The sequence below is a fragment of the Leptothoe sp. LEGE 181152 genome (genome assembly GCF_032906605.1).
Classification (GTDB): domain Bacteria; phylum Cyanobacteriota; class Cyanobacteriia; order Phormidesmidales; family Phormidesmidaceae; genus Leptothoe; species Leptothoe turfae.
Map to the genome: position 1 here is coordinate 312,079 of NZ_JASATU010000047.1, position 17,093 is coordinate 329,171.

At 48.5% G+C, this 17,093-nt stretch carries 8 protein-coding genes; 6 read left to right on the top strand and 2 right to left on the bottom strand.

Features of this window, described 5'->3' with window-relative positions; genetic code table 11:
• The first annotated feature begins 41 nt into the window (after nt 1-41).
• Nucleotides 42-1,466, top strand: a complete 1,425-nt coding sequence (locus QGP82_RS24005; RefSeq protein WP_499061275.1) for an L-lactate MFS transporter — start codon at nt 42-44, stop codon at nt 1,464-1,466.
• Complete coding sequence (locus QGP82_RS24010) at nt 1,456-3,471, top strand: AMP-binding protein (RefSeq protein ID WP_250565964.1); 2,016 nt, start codon at nt 1,456-1,458, stop codon at nt 3,469-3,471. Before QGP82_RS24005 ends, QGP82_RS24010 begins: the two co-directional genes overlap by 11 nt.
• A gap of 177 nt (nt 3,472-3,648) precedes the next feature.
• Here the strand turns inward: QGP82_RS24010 and QGP82_RS24015 are convergent, their stop codons facing one another.
• Together QGP82_RS24015 and QGP82_RS24020 are read right to left on the bottom strand one after the other, a co-directional pair.
• Entirely contained in the window at nt 3,649-4,149 is a 501-nt protein-coding gene (locus tag QGP82_RS24015) for a hypothetical protein (RefSeq protein WP_499061276.1), read from the bottom strand.
• A 110-nt stretch (nt 4,150-4,259) separates the two neighbouring features.
• Nucleotides 4,260-5,780, bottom strand: coding sequence for a serine/threonine protein kinase (locus QGP82_RS24020; protein WP_499061277.1), 1,521 nt, complete (start codon nt 5,778-5,780; stop codon nt 4,260-4,262).
• A 142-nt stretch (nt 5,781-5,922) separates the two neighbouring features.
• Here QGP82_RS24020 and argC point away from each other — a divergent pair, with 142 nt between their 5' ends.
• From argC to QGP82_RS24040, 4 genes are all read left to right on the top strand, one after another.
• Nucleotides 5,923-6,894, top strand: coding sequence for an N-acetyl-gamma-glutamyl-phosphate reductase (gene argC, locus QGP82_RS24025; RefSeq protein ID WP_499061278.1), 972 nt, complete (start codon nt 5,923-5,925; stop codon nt 6,892-6,894).
• 568 nt (nt 6,895-7,462) lie between these two features.
• Nucleotides 7,463-8,488: a DUF1350 family protein gene (locus QGP82_RS24030; RefSeq protein WP_163662030.1), complete on the top strand. Its 1,026-nt coding sequence runs from the start codon at nt 7,463-7,465 to the stop codon at nt 8,486-8,488.
• A gap of 121 nt (nt 8,489-8,609) precedes the next feature.
• Nucleotides 8,610-12,809 carry a DEAD/DEAH box helicase gene (locus QGP82_RS24035; RefSeq protein ID WP_499061279.1) on the top strand — a complete coding sequence of 1,400 codons (4,200 nt, stop codon included), beginning with the start codon at nt 8,610-8,612 and terminating at the stop codon, nt 12,807-12,809.
• A gap of 483 nt (nt 12,810-13,292) precedes the next feature.
• Nucleotides 13,293-16,727 (top strand): EAL domain-containing protein, encoded by a 3,435-nt coding sequence (locus QGP82_RS24040; RefSeq protein WP_499061280.1) that lies wholly within the window; start codon nt 13,293-13,295, stop codon nt 16,725-16,727.
• The last annotated feature ends 366 nt before the right edge of the window (nt 16,728-17,093 follow it).

The following is a 17,093-nucleotide window of genomic DNA, read 5'->3' on the forward strand; positions in this document are numbered from 1 at the left end:
CGTGCGTGAGAGCCAAATCGTTAATTATCAGTGCCTGTGACGTGAGAAAAGCTACTATAACCGAAGGCAAATTGCTCCCCACCTTCCCCTTCCCTGCCGAGGCTCGTTTGTTTGGCTTGCCGCCCGACCAGGGTCGCTGGCTGTTTATTCCGCTCGGCTTAATGGTATTGCTCTGTTTAGGTACGGTTTATTCCTGGAGCATTTTTAGCGGACCCTTTGAGGCAGAACTCAAAAGTCGTCCGGGTACGATTTTACTGCCATTTTTGGTTTTGGGAGTCACCTTTACCCTGGTGATGCCGATTGCCGGCCTGTACATGAATCGCTGTAGCCCACGCATTCTTGCCAGTTTGGGGGGAATCTTAGTGGGCCTGGGCTACCTGCTGGCCAGTCAAGCATCTAGCCTGCTCTGGCTGGTGCTGAGCTATGGCGTAGTGGCCGGTTTGGGGGTGGGCATGGCCTACGGCGTGCCCCTGGCAGTGGCAGCTCGCTGGTTTCCTGATCGCAAAGGATTGGCCGTGGGGTTGACGGTCGTGGGATTTGGCCTGTCGCCGCTGGTGACTGCACCGCTAGCCTTCAATCTGATTAACGGCAATCCCGCCTGGAATTTACCCGCCCTGGGAATACGCCAGACCTTTGTTTTGCTGGGCATTGTGTTTACGGTGCTAATTGTGGCGATCGCATCTGTCCTGCGAATGCCGCCGCCCCGCTGGACTCCCAGCAACTTTGCGCAGACGCTTAATCAATCGGTCGAAACGGATGCCAGTCTGCCCATGATGCAAACCCAGACTTTCTATGGGCTGATGTTTTGCTACACCGTCGGTACCTTTGTCGGGCTAACGGCGATCGCCACAACCGCCCAGGTCGGGAGCGAACTGGTCAACCTGGAGGCCGAGGAACTTGCTCTGACTGTGCCGCTATTTGCAGTCTTCAATGGGCTGGGGCGACCGCTGTTTGGATGGTTGAACGATCGCCTGCGCCCTAAGTTCACGATTATCATCATCAACAGTTTGACTTTGATTGCCTCAATTTTGATGATTCACACCAGCCCCAATGAACCCGGTCAATTTCTGGTGGCGTTTTCCATTTTCTGGTTTTGTCTAGGGGCGTGGCTGGCAGTCGCACCAGCGGCAACCTTGAGCTTTTTTGGGTTGCCCAACTACCCTAATAACTATGGTTTATTGTTCCTTGCCTTTGGCGGCGGTGGCCTTTCGGGAATTTTTATGGCGATCGCCCTGCGCGGCATCACGGGAAGTTTTGCGCCTTTTTTCTATGTCACGGCGACGCTGGCGATCGCGGCAATTTTAGTGGCCTACTTTGGCCTCAACGCACCCCGAAAAACGCGACTGGCGGATTGGCTATTTCGCTATTTGATTAGCCCGATTACGCCTCTGCTAATGACATTAGTAGAGGGTTGGCTGGCAGTGGTAAAACCAAAAGAAATCAGGGAAAAAGGGGATGGCAACTAATCCGCGTTCGACTCCAGCTATGCATCGTTTTGATAATCGTTTGGGAAATGATTCTGCCAGCTATTTTTCAACCAAAGAACGGTTTGAGCACACCGGGTTAATCGACTATAGCCAACTGCGATCGCTTCCACAGATGTGGGAGATTACAGAACAATACTTTGGCAATGTGGAGGCGCTGATTGACCCCCACAGTCGTCCGGCAGTATCGCTGACTTATCGGCAGGTATATCAGCAAATTCGACAGTTCGCGGCAGGGATACAAACGCTGTTGTCCCCTTCGTCGCGCTTACCGCAAAATCCACCCATCGTGGCGCTCTTTGCCGACAATAGCTGGCAGTGGCTGGTGGCAGATCAGGGCATCATGCTAGCGGGGGCAGCGGATGCGGTGCGATCGGCGACTGCAGATCCCGATGAACTGCTCTACATTTTGGAGCATAGCCAGAGCAGTGGGCTAGTGGTGGAAAACGCCAAAACGTTAGATCGGTTGGGTGATCGCATCTGGACATTGCCAGTGGAGTGGGTGGTGCTTCTGTCGAACGAACAGCCCGACTTACCCGGTCGCCCCTCCCACGTCAAACTACTCACGTTTGACCAACTGCTGGAACTGGGCAACCAGCAACCGCTACAATCCGTCAACACAACTCCAGACACCCTCGCCACGCTGATTTACACCTCTGGCACCACTGGCCAACCCAAAGGGGTAATGCTGAGCCACGCCAACTTTATCTATCAACTGGTAGCTTTAACGGCGATTATTCAACCCCTGGTTGGCGATCGTACCCTCAGCATCTTACCCACCTGGCACAGTTTTGGGCGGGTAGGCGAATACTACACGCTTTCCCAGGGCTGCACTCAGGTATATACCAATCGTCGTTATCTCAAGCAAGATCTGAAAACCTATCAGCCCGCCTATGTGGTGGGAGTGCCGCGATTGTGGGAGTCTATCTTCGAAGGTATTCAAAAGTCTTTTCGAGATCGCCCACCTCGAATGCAAGCATTCATTCAATCGTTTCTGGCGGTCAGCAGTCGCTACATTCAAGCGGTACGTACCTGGAAGCACCGCGATTTGCTCAATTTACACCCGACGCGCTCGGCAGTCCTGCGGGCCTGGGCGACCACGCTGTTGCTGGCTCCGCTGCACTACTTGGGGGAACTGTTGCTCTACAAGCGAATGCAGCAAGCCCTGGGTGGCAAGGTCAAGCAACTCATCTGTGGCGGCGGTTCCTTGGCTCAGCATTTAGAAGACTTTTTTGAAATGATTGGCATCGAAATTTTGGTCGGTTACGGTCTGACTGAAACCTCCCCCGTACTCAGTGCGCGACGCTATTGGAACAACGTGCGCAAGGCTTCTGGTCAACCATTAATCCAGACCGAATTTCGGGTTGTCGATCTAGAAACCCGACAAGCCTTGCCCGCCGGAAAACGCGGCTTAGTCCTGACAAGAGGTCCCCAAATCATGCAGGGCTATTATCGCAATCCCGAAGCCACCGCCAAGGCCATTGATCCCGAAGGCTGGTTTGATACAGGCGATATTGGCTGGCTAGCAGACGATGGCAGCATTATCCTGACCGGCAGAGCCAAGGATACGATCGTCCTCAGCAATGGCGAAAACATTGAGCCACAACCGATCGAAGATGCCTGCTTACGCAGTTCATTTATCGATCAAATTGTTCTGGTTGGGCAAGATCGAAAAGCACTGGGAGCATTGATTGTGCCTAATCTGGAAGCCCTGCAAGCCTGGGGATTAGCGCAATCACCTCCGTTGATGATTGGGGAGAATGAAGCGATCGCACCCGACAACCTCATTATTCACAATCTCCTGCGCCAGGAACTCAACCGAGAAGTGCGCGATCGCCCTGGCTACCGTTCCCAGGATGAGATTGCTGCATTTACGCTGTTACCGGAGCCAATGACGATCGAAAATGGTCTGCTCACCCAAACGCTCAAAATTCGCCGCAATGTGGTTGTGGAGCGTTACTCTGAGATGATTCAGGGGTTATTTTAGCGTTTTGCGCCGAGGCTTGGCGAAAAACTCAATGCCCCACTCTTTTAAGAGTTTGAGTGCCAGCTTTTTACCCACATAGCCTCGAACGTCCTAGACCCTTTACTCAGGATGAATATGTCCGCAGCCCCGAAGAGTTTAAAGCTAACCATGCCCATTACTTGGACTTCGTTAAATTCCTTAGGGGGTGGGCAAGGCTTGAAAAGTCTCTTCCACTAGCCGCTTAGCTTTTTTATCCAGGGCAATCCAATCCACATCACCCATTTCCAGGTCCAATAGACTTGTATCTATGGTGATGGGGCCAGTATGATTTTTTGTATCTGCTGTATCCGCTGCATTACAGAGCCGATAGCACAGCTGCCAAACATCGATTTCCTGCTGTTGATCTTGCTTTTTAAGGCATAGGGTATACCGATGGTCAGGAGATGGCAACTGGGCAAGCGTGGCCTGAATTTGATCATGCTCTTCAGGCGTTGCTTTTTCTAACATCTCTTGAAGCGCTAAGTATTGTTGTTTTTGTTCAGCCGTTGTCTCTGCTGGCCATCGCATATCGTCTCGATAAGACCCCTCCCAAGCAGAGACATCTAGCTGTTTACGAATATTGTCAATAATGCGAATTAACGCAGGCTGCATTAATGCTTGGGCGTAACGTTGATCTTGGGCAGTGGCAAATTGAGGCATAGAACGGCCAATGCGATATGGAGACTAAACTCTAGTGTATGGGAAAGTGCTCTGTTCTTCCCCATGGCTTTTCTGCCTGACCTGGTTTATGCCTCCGTAACGGTCACGAATTATGCTAGCCCTGTAGAAGATGGCTGCTTTAACCAAAGTTGTAAAATGTCATTCACCCAACTGATTTCTGACGGAGTTAATTCCAGCTCTTTGGCTGAAAGCGTATACTTCAGCTTGCCAACGATGGTGCGATTATTATGTAGGAAAAACTTGATGAGAGAGCTATCTTTTTGGAAATGAATATCTTCAATATCGCGTTTATAGGTATTGATTTTATAGTCAACTGGCCGACAGGGGAACCGATGCCCTAACAAAATAATTTCTGGCAATAGCTGAATGCTGATCTGTTGGAAAAGACTAGAACAGATAGATTGCAATCCTCGGTACCCAGAGCGTACGTTAAAATATGTCCATCCTAGCCCGATGATAATAATAGATAACTGTTGCCAAACGTTGACCAGCTGAGGCCAGAAGTATAAAAACCCTCTAAACGTCAGCCATACACTTGCTGCGCTCACGATTGTCTGGAGCATTGCCAGGCAGAATTTTCTGCTTTTCCAGCCCAATGGAGGAAACAAGACCTCCAACATTTGACTGTACTCAAGAATCTTTAGCTGGGTGTTGGCTGGGGCCATTGTTTCTAAAAACGTGCGTTGCAAACGATGGCTAAGACTGTTGAAGGATAGCCAGTGAGATGAGGAAAAAATCTCATCAGCTTGCTCTAATCCTTTCAGGGCAGATTTTGCGGATATGGGTCGTTTATGTTGCTTGGGTTGGGTGAGCCAGCGTAACCAAGATTTGAGGGGCCGACTCATATGCTCTAATTCTTGGCTAAACAACAGACGTAGGCCGCTCTGGGGCAACGTGTTGGGATGTTTTCCTGTAGCAAGATGGATGAGTGTGGCTCCCAGGCTGTATAAATCTGTGGCAGGCATGGCCCGATCTCCCAGTTGTTCGGGTGGGCGGTAGCCTGGAGTCCCTGAGATGAGAATGGGGGTATCTGTATCAGTTTGAGTTGTGCTAGCACATTGTACTAAGCCAAAGTCCACTAAATAGAGATCACCTGGCGTAGAATTAGCGAGGGTATTCAGCACAAAACTGCTAGGTTTGATATCACGATGAATGATCGGTGATTTTTTGGTGTGTAGATAATCAAGGATCGCTAAAATCTGTTGCGCCAGTTTACGAATCTCTTCTTCGGTAAAGACTCTTTGAGTGTTGATCAGGGTATATAGTGATTTACCCTCAATGTATTCTTGTACAAGCATGCAGCCGTGATAGCCATGGTCTTCGATCTCAAAGCTGTCGTAGTAAGCTGGAATAGCTTGATGCTTCAAATTTTTAAGGACTGTAACTTCTTGGTGAAAACGTTTGATATCGTTTGCTTGAAGTGGATCGTCAAAACATAAATATTTGATGATAACCCAGCTATGGCGGATGTGGTCGTAACCCAGCATCGTTCTACGACCAAGGCGAGCCCCTAAGTTTTGTTGAATACTGTAGCGATTGAGAAGTCGAGGAGTCGTCTTTAAAACGCTGGGGGAAACCATGAAACTATTGACGGGGTTGCAATTATTCATCAGAATTCCCGATTGCATCCCCAGGGTAGCGGCATAGATACTGAACAATGCTGTTTGATATTAAGCCAATGACCATGGTCCACCGAATCATGGCCCTATAAAATGACACAGACGGTTTAAGAGAGTAATCAGGAGTTGTCCCATGGTGCAGCCCAGGGTTTTTATTGATGGTGAAGCAGGTACAACCGGGCTGCAGATTTATGCCCGCTTAGCCCAGCGAGAAGATGTCACGGTTGTCAGTATTGATCCTGCTAAGCGAAAAGATGTGGCAGAGCGGGCAAAGCTGATTGATTCTGTGGATGTGGCGATTTTGTGTTTGCCTGATGCCGCCGCTCGTGAGGTGGTTGATCTGGTCTCAAGTCCCACGGTTAAAATTTTGGATGCTAGCACAGCCCATCGTACCCATCAGGATTGGGTGTATGGATTCCCAGAGTTAGCACCGGGGCAGCGGGATGCGATCGCAAAAGCCCATCGTGTTAGTAATCCAGGCTGTTACCCTACCGGATTTCTAGCAGCCATCAAGCCATTAATGACCTCTGGTCTAATTCCCGCTAGTTTCCCAGTCACCGTTAATGCGATTTCCGGCTATTCCGGTGGAGGCCGTAAGCTGATGGAGACCTATGCCGGGTATCGCGGTGAATCAGAACCACTTTATCCCTATGGTGTGTACGGTCTAGCCTTTGACCATAAGCATGTGCAAGAGATGCATCAATATTCTGGGTTGGCCCATGCGCCCTTATTTCTGCCAGCGGTAGGTACGTTTGAGCAGGGCATGCTGGTGCAAATTCCGCTGCCGCTGTGGACGTTGGATCATCCACCCACTGGTCAGCAACTGTGCGCTGCCCTCACGGATTACTACGCCGATGAACCCTTTGTGCAGGTGGCGGCTCTGGCGGATGAAGCGGGTCTGCGTGATGGCAAGTTTCTGGATACAAAAGCGGCTAACGGAACTAATCAGGTCCAACTGTTCGTCTTTGCTAACGACGATACCCACGAGGCATTGGTCGCAGCACGATTGGATAATTTAGGCAAAGGGGCTTCAGGGGCTGCTGTGCAAAATATGAACATCATGTTGGGGCTGCCGGAGCAGGCAGGGTTGAATCAGGGAGTCTAACCATGGAAACCTTTACATTTGGAGGGCTAGGGGGCTGAGTAATGGGTAGCGTCTTTTCTAGACACATCCTTATACCTAAGACAAAGGACCTCAGATAAAAAAGGAGCCGCTTACAACTAGCAACTCCTCACTTAGAGACTTATTCCCACTGTGGAAGACACGGATTCTTGCATGGCAAGAACCGCCAGGGGAGAACGATAACTCCCCAACCCTGATGCAAGTTTGAAAGATCAGTTAACTGACAGTGTCAGACCAGCCACACGCTGCTTCACTCTCAAGGCAAGCTGTTGTTACTTTGGCTTAAAACCTTTGAGTTTGGGTAGTACCCTTTTGTGTACTCCTGCAAAGGCATGACACAGCGGTATTAGTTTTCCAGGACTGTCCGGAATTATGAATATTGGCGGGGTAACAATTCAGAGGTGTCTAAGATCGGCGGTGCTGCTCCTCGGTATGGTTTCATCTCTCAAGTCTTGGTTGGTAACCTGTTGGGGTGATCGGTTTCTATACTCAGACAGTAACGGCTGAATATTTACAGCGGCTCTGGGAGTCTTTTCATACATTATTTTCTATGGTTTTATCGTCGCCTAGTAATGCCGCTCGGTTTCAATTTGAACCGTATTCCCACAGTTGGGTTGCCCTCCATCCCCAACCCAAAGGTGTGATTCAGTTTGTAGGGAGTGCTTTATGGGGGACATTTCCCATCCTCGTGTATCGTCATTTTCTCAAAAGTCTTTTTGCCGCTGGCTATACCGTTGTCGCTTTTCCGTTTCGGTTTACGTTGCACCATTGGTCCACAGCCATTGACCTTTTAGATGAGCACTACACGTTACGGGGCTCGATGGTCGAGGCGGCAATGGCTAAGGGGTATGAGTCAGCGGTGTACTTAAATGCGGCTAACTACACTTGGATCGGCCATGGCCTGGGCTGTAAGTATGTAGCCCTACTAGAACTTTTGTCCTCTACAGAGGTGTTAACAGAATGCTGGCAATCGTTGCCGCCGCACGCCCCTAGCACTCGGCAGCTAAAAGAGATTCAGCAGGGATTATCCTGCCTCAATGCGCGTCTACGTCTGATGGAACAGCGTATCCAACGGCTGACCGGGCAGACTGTTGATTACGGTCTACCGTCGATTATGCAACAGGCCTCTTTATGGTTGGCCCCTGCGATTAAAGTGCCTGTGCCTGCCAAATGGCTACGATGGGTTTTGAGTAAACTGCTGACGGCATCCCCTACCGTTGATCAAACCCATCAGCTGATTGCCCATAGTCGGCTATTTCATTTCACCGGGCTGATCCAATTTGCTCGCGATCGCAATACCGCCAATACCTGTCAACAGCTGATGCATGAACAGCCCCACATTCGGCGACGGTTTCTCAAAGGCAACCATTTAGAGCCAGTGGGGATTCAATTAGGCCAGTGTGTGGTTGACTTCAACCCACTGGATAAATTTATCCAGCCCCTCAGCTGTCGGGACTTAGAATTTAACGCCTTGGCCCTGGTCCATCGCCTCCGAAATACACCCGCTGTTGCCCAGCAGAGGTGTGATGAGACGTGTGATGCCAGTAGTACTACCAGGCATCGAATCGCCGCTTGAGAGCGGACTTAACCGCTCCTGATTCCTCAGCTTTCCCTAACGCTTCCAGCGATCGGCTATAGCCTGAACTATGTGCGCCAAGCTATAATCAACCATTTAGGCAAGCATACTGGGGATGTAGATGGATAGCTGGATAGATGAAGACGACGAGCTGCTCGATTTTGAGGAGCTGCGATCGCAACTTTTTACAACCTATCAGCAACAAACGTCTTTACGTAAAAGTATTGTCCAATTGCTCTCAATCTTTTACGGACCCACTAGCCTTGCAAATGCCACGACAGCCCTCAACTATGTGGGCATCACTACTAAAACGGGTAAAACCATTACCCCCAGCTCTCTAAAAACTCAGATTACGGGACTGATTAATGACCAACTGCTGATTTATGGTGCCGGACATTTACCCCAATGCCACCCCCTGATTGTGGAACAGGTCACTCGGGATGTGGTGCAATCAGGCCCGTTTGAGCCGATGCTTCAGGCCGTTAGAAATATCTTTCATCCACATCGCCAATATAGCGGTCGGGTCAATCGCATACGCCATATTTGCCGATCTAAAGACGAGCTATATCGTGAAGCGCGTTTGGCGCTTTACGAGCAGGACTATGACGCTTTGCCTCAGCTGTTTCTCGACTATAGCAACTATAACTACTACGCTACGCCCGTTGCCCTAGAAGATTTTCTCCTAGATGTCGTCAACAACCCCTTTGATGTGACCTGGTTGCAAAGACTGCCTGCTGAACATTACAGCATGGTTTTGAAAACTCTCCTGGTAGGGGCAACAGCTTCGTTAAAGCCCGCTGATCAGCTGTTGGACCTGTTGGAAAATCATCCCGCTGATTCCAGTGAGTTTAATGTATTGCTGGTGGAGCAATACCTGTTGCGCAATCGGCTGACTGAGGCTGAAGTCATCTTAGACAAAACCGTTGACGAACAGTCCCAGGTCTATGCCACCGCTTTAAGAGGCGCACTCGCATTGTTGCTAGGGGAGACCAAACTCTCCCTGGAGTACTATGCAACCGCTACCAAGCTAGCCCGTAAACAGCTCAACAAAAAAGCAGTGATTGGTGGTATCGCTGGCTTGTTTTATATGTTGGCTTTGCTGAAGTCCGGGGATGCCAAGCATCTAAAACAAGCGATTGCCATTAGCACCCCACTGATGCAAAACTCTGGCTATTTAAGTAATGCTTACGGCTTGCTGCATGAGATGACAGTGCTCCAACAAGGCAATCTCGCTGCTCGTCAGAGACTATTCGAGCTCATCGAATGTTATGGGGATGATGCAGAAGATAGCTTTGGCCGATTTTTTAGCAAGCTCTGCCTTTACTGGCTAGATTTGGATGAAGCTAGGGCAGAATCACCCCGTCCCCTCGGGATATTTGCCGAAGAGGCAAACGATGCAGGATTCTATTGGTTTGCCACCGAAGCGGCTGAGATTCTCAGTCGTTTAATTCCGGATAGTGACTATCGAGCATGGGCTGACCAGCGAGTGGGTGTTTCAATTGTTGATACCCTAGAACCCCAAAGCACCTGGGAAATCAGCTTAAAGGCATTGACAAAAGTGGCCGGTGTCAGTAGTAATGATGCCAAAACAGAACGGCGTTTGGCCTGGTTTTTGACCCTGTATACTAAGCACTGGTTGCTACAGCCTCGAGAACAAAAACTCAGCGCCAAGGGAACGTGGACTAAGGGCCGCGTTGTTGCCCTCAGTCGCCTGGCCAAGAATGCCTCAGAATTTGATTACCTAACAGCTCAGGATCTCAAGGCTTGCAACCATATCAAATATGACTACTATTCTGGTTCTCAATACGCCCTCAATCGAGACGCCATCAAGGCTTTAGTGGGTCACCCCCTCGTATTTTGGGAAGATTCTCCAACGGTGCGTGTGGAGATTGTTGCCGCAACACCAGAGTTGGTGATTGAACAGGCTGGTGATGGCACCCTCATACTTAAGATGGAGCCTGCCATTAGTCCAGGAGATGGCATTACCTTGTTGAAGGAAACCCCCACTCGGATCAAGGTTTTGGAGGTTACCTCCGAACACCAGCAGATTGCCGAAATTTTGGGTAAGCGTAATCAATTGACGGTGCCTGCTGCCGGGCATGAGCAGGTGCTGGCTGCCATTCAATCGGTGTCGAGCTTGGTAACGGTGCACTCCGACATCGACGGTGATATGGATGATGTGGAAGCAATTGAGGCAGACGCCAAACCCCATGTGCACCTGATGCCAGCCGGTGATGGTCTGAAGTTATCAATGTTGACGCGACCTTTCCCCAATTCTGGGGCTTACTATCCGCCGGGAACTGGTCGCAAGACAGTGATTGCCGAAATTGATGGCAAACGCTCCCAGGCAACTCGCGATTTAGCCATGGAAAAACGCCTGGCCCAGGATATTCAGCAGGCTTGTCCAGCGCTACAACTGGGGGAAGAAGCTGAAGGAGAATGGATTTTAGACGAGCCCGAAACCTGCCTGGAGCTGTTGTTGCAGCTTGAGGCCGTGGAAGAAGATATTGTTTTGGAGTGGCCTGAAGGAGAGAAACTAAAGATTCGCAATAAAGCCGGTATCGATGGCTGGCGGTTGCACATTAAGCAGGAACAGGATTGGTTCTCAGTCAGTGGCGAGCTAGAGCTAGATGATGGCAGTGTCATGGATATGCAGGCTTTACTATCCTTATTAGATCAAACCTCTAGTCGATTTATACCCATCGGGGATGGTCAGTTTTTGGCCTTGACTCAAGCCTTTCGTAAACGGCTGGATGAATTTCGAGCCTATTCAGAACGTCACGGTAAAGGGGCTCGCTTTCACCCATTAGCGGCCCTGGCTTTAGAAGAAACTCTCGATGAAGTGGGACAGTTAAAGGCGGATAAAACCTGGAAATCCCACATTAAAAGACTAAAAGAATCTAAAACTATCGCTCCAGAAGTTCCCTCCACACTGCAGGCTGAGCTAAGAGACTATCAGCAGGAGGGGTTTCAATGGTTGGCCCAGCTTGCCCACTGGCGGGTGGGTGCTTGCCTGGCTGATGATATGGGCTTGGGTAAAACTCTCCAAGCACTGGCGGTGATTCTGATGCGGGCTCCTGGGGGACCCACACTCGTTGTTGCCCCCACCAGTGTGGGGGCTAACTGGATTAGTGAAGCGCAGCGGTTTGCGCCCACACTCAATGTATTCCAGTTGGGTAGTGGTGATCGTCAAGCTGTGGTTGATCAACTGAGTGGGTTTGATTTACTGGTGTGCAGCTACGGTCTGCTACAGCAACCGGAGGTGGCGGTACTGCTGGCGGAAATTGAATGGCAAACCATTGTGCTAGATGAGGCTCAGGCCATTAAAAACAGTGCTACGAAGCGTTCCCAGGCGGCGATGAAGCTCAAAGCTGGGTTTAAGGTGGTGACCACTGGTACCCCCATTGAAAACCACCTGGGAGAACTGTGGAATCTGTTTCGATTTATCAACCCCGGCTTGTTAGGCTCGTCAGAGAAATTCAATGAACGATTTGCGATTCCCATTGAACGTCATCAAGACAAGCAGGCGCGTTTACGGCTTAAGAAACTAATTCAACCTTTTATGCTGCGGCGTACTAAGGCGCAGGTGTTGGATGAACTACCCTCTCGTACTGAGATTACTCTTCATGTAAAACTGAGCGGTGAGGAGAAAGCACTGTATGAGGCGCTGAGGCGGGATGCGATCGCAAAGCTTACGACAACTGATGCAAAAGCTGGAGCTAAACACCTACAGGTTCTGGCTGAGATTACTCGATTACGACGTATATGCTGCAATCCCAAGCTAGTGATGCCAGAGATGCCTCCCACCAGCGCCAAGCTACAGCTGTTTGGCGAAGTGTTAGAAGAATTGCTCAGTAACCGTCACAAAGCCTTGGTGTTTAGCCAGTTTGTCGATCACCTAACAATTTTACGAGAGTATCTGGATAAACGAAATATTACCTATCAGTATCTGGATGGCAGCACGCCAGTCAAACAGCGTAAACAGCGAGTCGATGCGTTTCAATCCGGTGAGGGTAATGTGTTCTTAATCAGCCTAAAAGCGGGTGGCACTGGCCTTAACCTGACAGCGGCTGACTATGTGATCCATATGGATCCATGGTGGAACCCAGCCGTGGAAGATCAAGCTTCAGACCGAGCCCACCGTATTGGCCAAACTCGCCCAGTGACCATTTATCGTCTGGTCACTGAAGGCACTATTGAGGAAAAAATTGTTGAACTACACAATAAAAAACGAGATCTAGCTGACAGCCTTTTAGAAGGCGCTGACATGAGTGGTAAGCTCTCTACTGATGCGTTATTGCAACTCATGAGCGAAGCATAAGATAGCCCGTTTATGGAGCCCTGAGGCTAAGGCAGAGCTCGCTAATATCCACTTAACAAAATACGAGGTTCTAGGTATCGGTCTATAAGCTAAAGCACCCAACACTTAATATCCAGGTAAAACGGGTATTTCATTTAGCGACAGTTCCCTACCCTCAAGAGGTTACTGTTGATTAGTCAGGCTCCTCCTATATCTTCCTTAAAATGATGTATCTTGAGTAAGGTATGCGAACTTTTAGGGCCTTTAATGCAGAAGAAAATTGCATCGCGATTTTAACCCTAGGTCGGGTGGTGTAGGTTGAGACTTTGTGTCAGCGAAATCAATCATGCTTTAGCTGTGACTTCAAAATTAGCGTGACTTTATAGTGAGTGAATCGATTCCAACAATAAGAGTCTCCTTTGCTGGTATGTGATTTAGAACATCCACTGTACGCTCACTTATTGATTTGGATATTTTTGCTTGCATATCTGATTGAGATAGCTGATGAGTATAGATCCTGATAATAGTGAGCTTGCCATCCCATCAACTGAGGGATTTAGTAATCGGATCGAATTTGATCAAACTCCTCTAATTGTGGAGCCCCAGGTTCCCTTAAGTCAGGTTTTATCATGGATGTCCCAAGGGGAAGATGGTCAGGCTGATGAGGCCGAGAGCCAGAGTCAAGATGCTGTTAGCGATAGGCCTCGCCCATCCAGTTACTGCCTTGTCATGTCTGGCGAGCAGCTACTCGGTATTTTCACTGAGCGTGATGTTGTTAAAATCATTGCCCAGGATATAGATTTGAGTGCTTTCACCATTGCTGAAGTGATGAGTCGTGGGCTGATTACAATTTCGCCTGGAGAATTGGAGCGACCATTTAATGTAGTTGCTCTTTTGAGGCGACATAATATTCGCCATTTACCTGTGTTAGATGACCAGCATCATCTTGTGGGAGTTGTTACGCATACCAACTTACGTCAAGCATTAAAGGCCGCTGATCTATTGCATTTAAGGCGGGTTCATGAAGCGATGTCTACCCATGTGGTAACGGCTCTTGCCGACGAGCGACTGCTAGGTGTGATTAGACTTATGGCTACCCATCAGGTTAGCTGTGTTGTCATTGTTGACGTCAATGATGGGAAAGGTGCTCAAGTGCCAATTGGCATTGTGACCGAGCGTGACATTGTTAAGCTACAGGCTCAAAACATAGATTTATCTGCTCTGGTGGTCGAGGCTGTAATGAGCACACCTTTGCAATGTGTTGCTCCTGAGGATAGTCTTTGGACTGTTCAGAAACAGATGCAAACCATGGGTGTACGTCGATTAGTCGTTGCTGATCAGGGTGCCTTGAGTGGGCTTGTCACCCAAACCAGCATCCTGTCAATGCTCGATCCATCAGAGATGTATTGTACTATTCAAGTTCTGAGGGAAGAGCTCAATCGATTGCAAGATCAGCGTTTAGATCTATTACAGGCCAAAGCATCTCAATTAGAGCAGCAAGTAAAAGTTAGTGAATCTCGATTTCGGGCAATTTTTGACCACACATTTCAGTTTATTGGTTTGCTAGAACCTGATGGAACTCTGATCGAAGCCAATCAGGCCGCACTGGATTTTGTTGGGCTAAGTCAAGAAGATGTCATCAATTTACCGTTTTGGCAGACACCTTGGTGGAGGTTATCGGCTGCTATTCAGGCCCAACTGCGTAAGAATATTGAGCGATCTGCTCAAGGTGAATTCATTCGATATGAGGTGGATGTCATCGGGGGGAATAATCAAGTTATTACAATTGATTTTTCACTGAGTCCGGTCAAAAATGACGCAGGTGAGGTGACTTTAATTATTCCAGAAGGACGAGATATTAGCGATCGCAAACGTATAGAAATTGAATTAGAGGAAAGTCAGAATCACTATGCTAGTCTGACGGCTGCCGCTCCTGTCGGGATCTTTCGTGCTGATCGATGGGGCGATTGCGTCTATGTAAATGAACGCTGGTGTAAGATTGCTGGCCTCTCGTTAGAAGACGCATTAGGCACAGGATGGGCTGAGGCAATTCATTGCGATGATCGTATGCGAGTATCGCAACAATGGCATCACGCTACCCAAACGAGTCAAACTTTTCAGGCTGAGTATCGCTTGCAAACCCCTGCTGGCAGTGTAACTTGGGTCTTTGGTCAGGCTGTTCCTCAGTACGACAATGACGGTGATTACATGGGCTACGTTGGTACTATTACTGATATTACTGAGCATAAACAATTAGAAGCAGCACTAGAGGCCGAAAAAGAAATGGCTCAAGTGACTTTGGACTCTATTGGTGATGCCGTAATTACTACCGATGCTGCTGGTAATGTGCGTCATCTCAATCCAATAGCTGAGACGATGACAGGATGGACTACCCAAACCGCCCGTGGACGCCCTTTAACCCAAGTCTTTCAAATCATCAATGAAACGACTCGAGAACCTGCCATTAATCCCGTAGAACAGGTGCTCTTAGTTGGTCTTATAACTGGGTTAGCGAATCACACTATTTTGATCCGACGGGATGGCCAGGAATTTAGCATTGAAGACTCAGCCGCACCAATTCGCAACAAAAGCGGTCAATTAATTGGGGTTGTCATGGTTTTTCATGATGTGACCCAGTCTCGTTCCATGGCACGCCAGCTCAGTTGGCAGGCAACCCACGACACATTAACAGAATTGTTTAACCGTCGCTACTTTGAGGCCGAACTCGAAGACATCGTGACAACAGCTGTGCAACAAAATCAGTCCCATGTGCTCTGTTATTTAGATCTAGATCAGTTTAAGGTGGTCAACGATACCAGCGGTCATTTAGCTGGAGATGAGTTGTTGCGCCAATTAGCTCGATTGCTCAAGCGACACATCCGAGCTGTAGATATCATAGCCCGTCTAGGCGGTGATGAGTTTGGCATTCTATTGGCTCAGTGTCCCCTTGATCGAGCCGTCAACATTGCAGAAGATTTACGTCAGGCAATAGCCGACTATCCATTTATCTGGCAAGAGAAGATTTTTCGTGTGGGTGTCAGTATTGGTTTAGTTGTTATAGACTCCAATAGTACTGATGCCATAGCTGTTATGAGTGCTGCCGATGCGGCCTGCTATGCAGCTAAATATCGGGGTCGTAATCGTATTCAGATTTATCAAAAAGATAATGCTGAACTTAATCAACAACGCCAAGAAAGACACTGGAGTGTTGTTATTCGTCAGGCCCTTGAAAATGATCGTTTCTGTCTCTATCGTCAACAAATTGCCCAAACGATAAACCCTCAGGGGACACCGATTGCTTTTTATGAAGTCCTGGTGCGGATGATCAGAGACTCTGGGGAAAATATCTCTCCAGGGGAGTTTATTCCAGCTGCTGAACGCTATGGCTTAATGCCAATGTTAGACCGTTGGATTATACGAAACTGTTTAGCCAATCTAGAACAGGTACTGCAAGACGGTATTGAAAACGTCCTCTACAGTATTAATTTATCCGGTATGAGCCTGAATGATGAGCACTTTCTTGAGTATGTGAGTGCTCAGTTTGAGAGATTTAATGTTCCGCCTGAATGTATTTGTTTTGAGATTACAGAAACAGCAGCGATTGCTGACTTTGAGTGTGCAATTTCATTTATTCGAGCGTTAAATCGTTTAGGATGCCGCTTTGCCTTAGATGATTTTGGTAGCGGCATGTCTTCCTTTGCTTATCTCAAAGCACTACCAGTTGATTTTCTCAAAATCGATGGTGACTTTATTCAAGGTGTTATTACTGACTCTACAACGGAGGCCATCATCGAATCTATTCATCGCATCGGCCATGTTATGGGTTTACAGACCATTGCCGAATCGGTGGAAAACGAGGCCATTCTAACTAAAATGCAAACAATTGGTGTTGATTATGTCCAAGGCTATGGCATTAGCTACCCATCTTTTTGGTGCTAAGGCGCTTGTGCTTCAATAATTACCCCATTACCCCATCACTCATCCACCCATCTACAAATCTGATTTCCCGCCAGTCAATTTGATACCCAGGCGGTTATAGTCAACTGCTGACTGCATATCCCCAAAGGAAAGGCTGCGCCCAGCTATATTTAATCGGTAGTGTTTAGCTGTGCCAACCCTGAAAGCTCCACATCTCAGTGTTTACAAAGACATGCCCATGTGGGGTTTTTAATCACTTACAATCAAATCTCATTGCGGACAGCTGATGAACTGATATAGTTTCTTACCGAATGGGCAAACTTTCCCGGAAAACTACATAGACACCTGTTAGACGCTAACCTTGTGTTTCCTGTAGCCGCACTTTTA

Excerpts from the sequence above, each read along its gene's own strand:
- QGP82_RS24015 (WP_499061276.1), bottom strand. The coding sequence starts at position 4,149 with ATGCCTCAATTTGCCACTGCCCAAGATCAACGTTACGCCCAAGCATTA.
- QGP82_RS24035 (WP_499061279.1), top strand. The coding sequence starts at position 8,610 with ATGGATAGCTGGATAGATGAAGACGACGAGCTGCTCGATTTTGAGGAG.
- argC (WP_499061278.1), top strand. The coding sequence starts at position 5,923 with ATGGTGCAGCCCAGGGTTTTTATTGATGGTGAAGCAGGTACAACCGGG.
- QGP82_RS24030 (WP_163662030.1), top strand. The coding sequence starts at position 7,463 with ATGGTTTTATCGTCGCCTAGTAATGCCGCTCGGTTTCAATTTGAACCG.
- QGP82_RS24040 (WP_499061280.1), top strand. The coding sequence starts at position 13,293 with ATGAGTATAGATCCTGATAATAGTGAGCTTGCCATCCCATCAACTGAG.
- QGP82_RS24020 (WP_499061277.1), bottom strand. The coding sequence starts at position 5,780 with ATGAATAATTGCAACCCCGTCAATAGTTTCATGGTTTCCCCCAGCGTT.
- QGP82_RS24010 (WP_250565964.1), top strand. The coding sequence starts at position 1,456 with ATGGCAACTAATCCGCGTTCGACTCCAGCTATGCATCGTTTTGATAAT.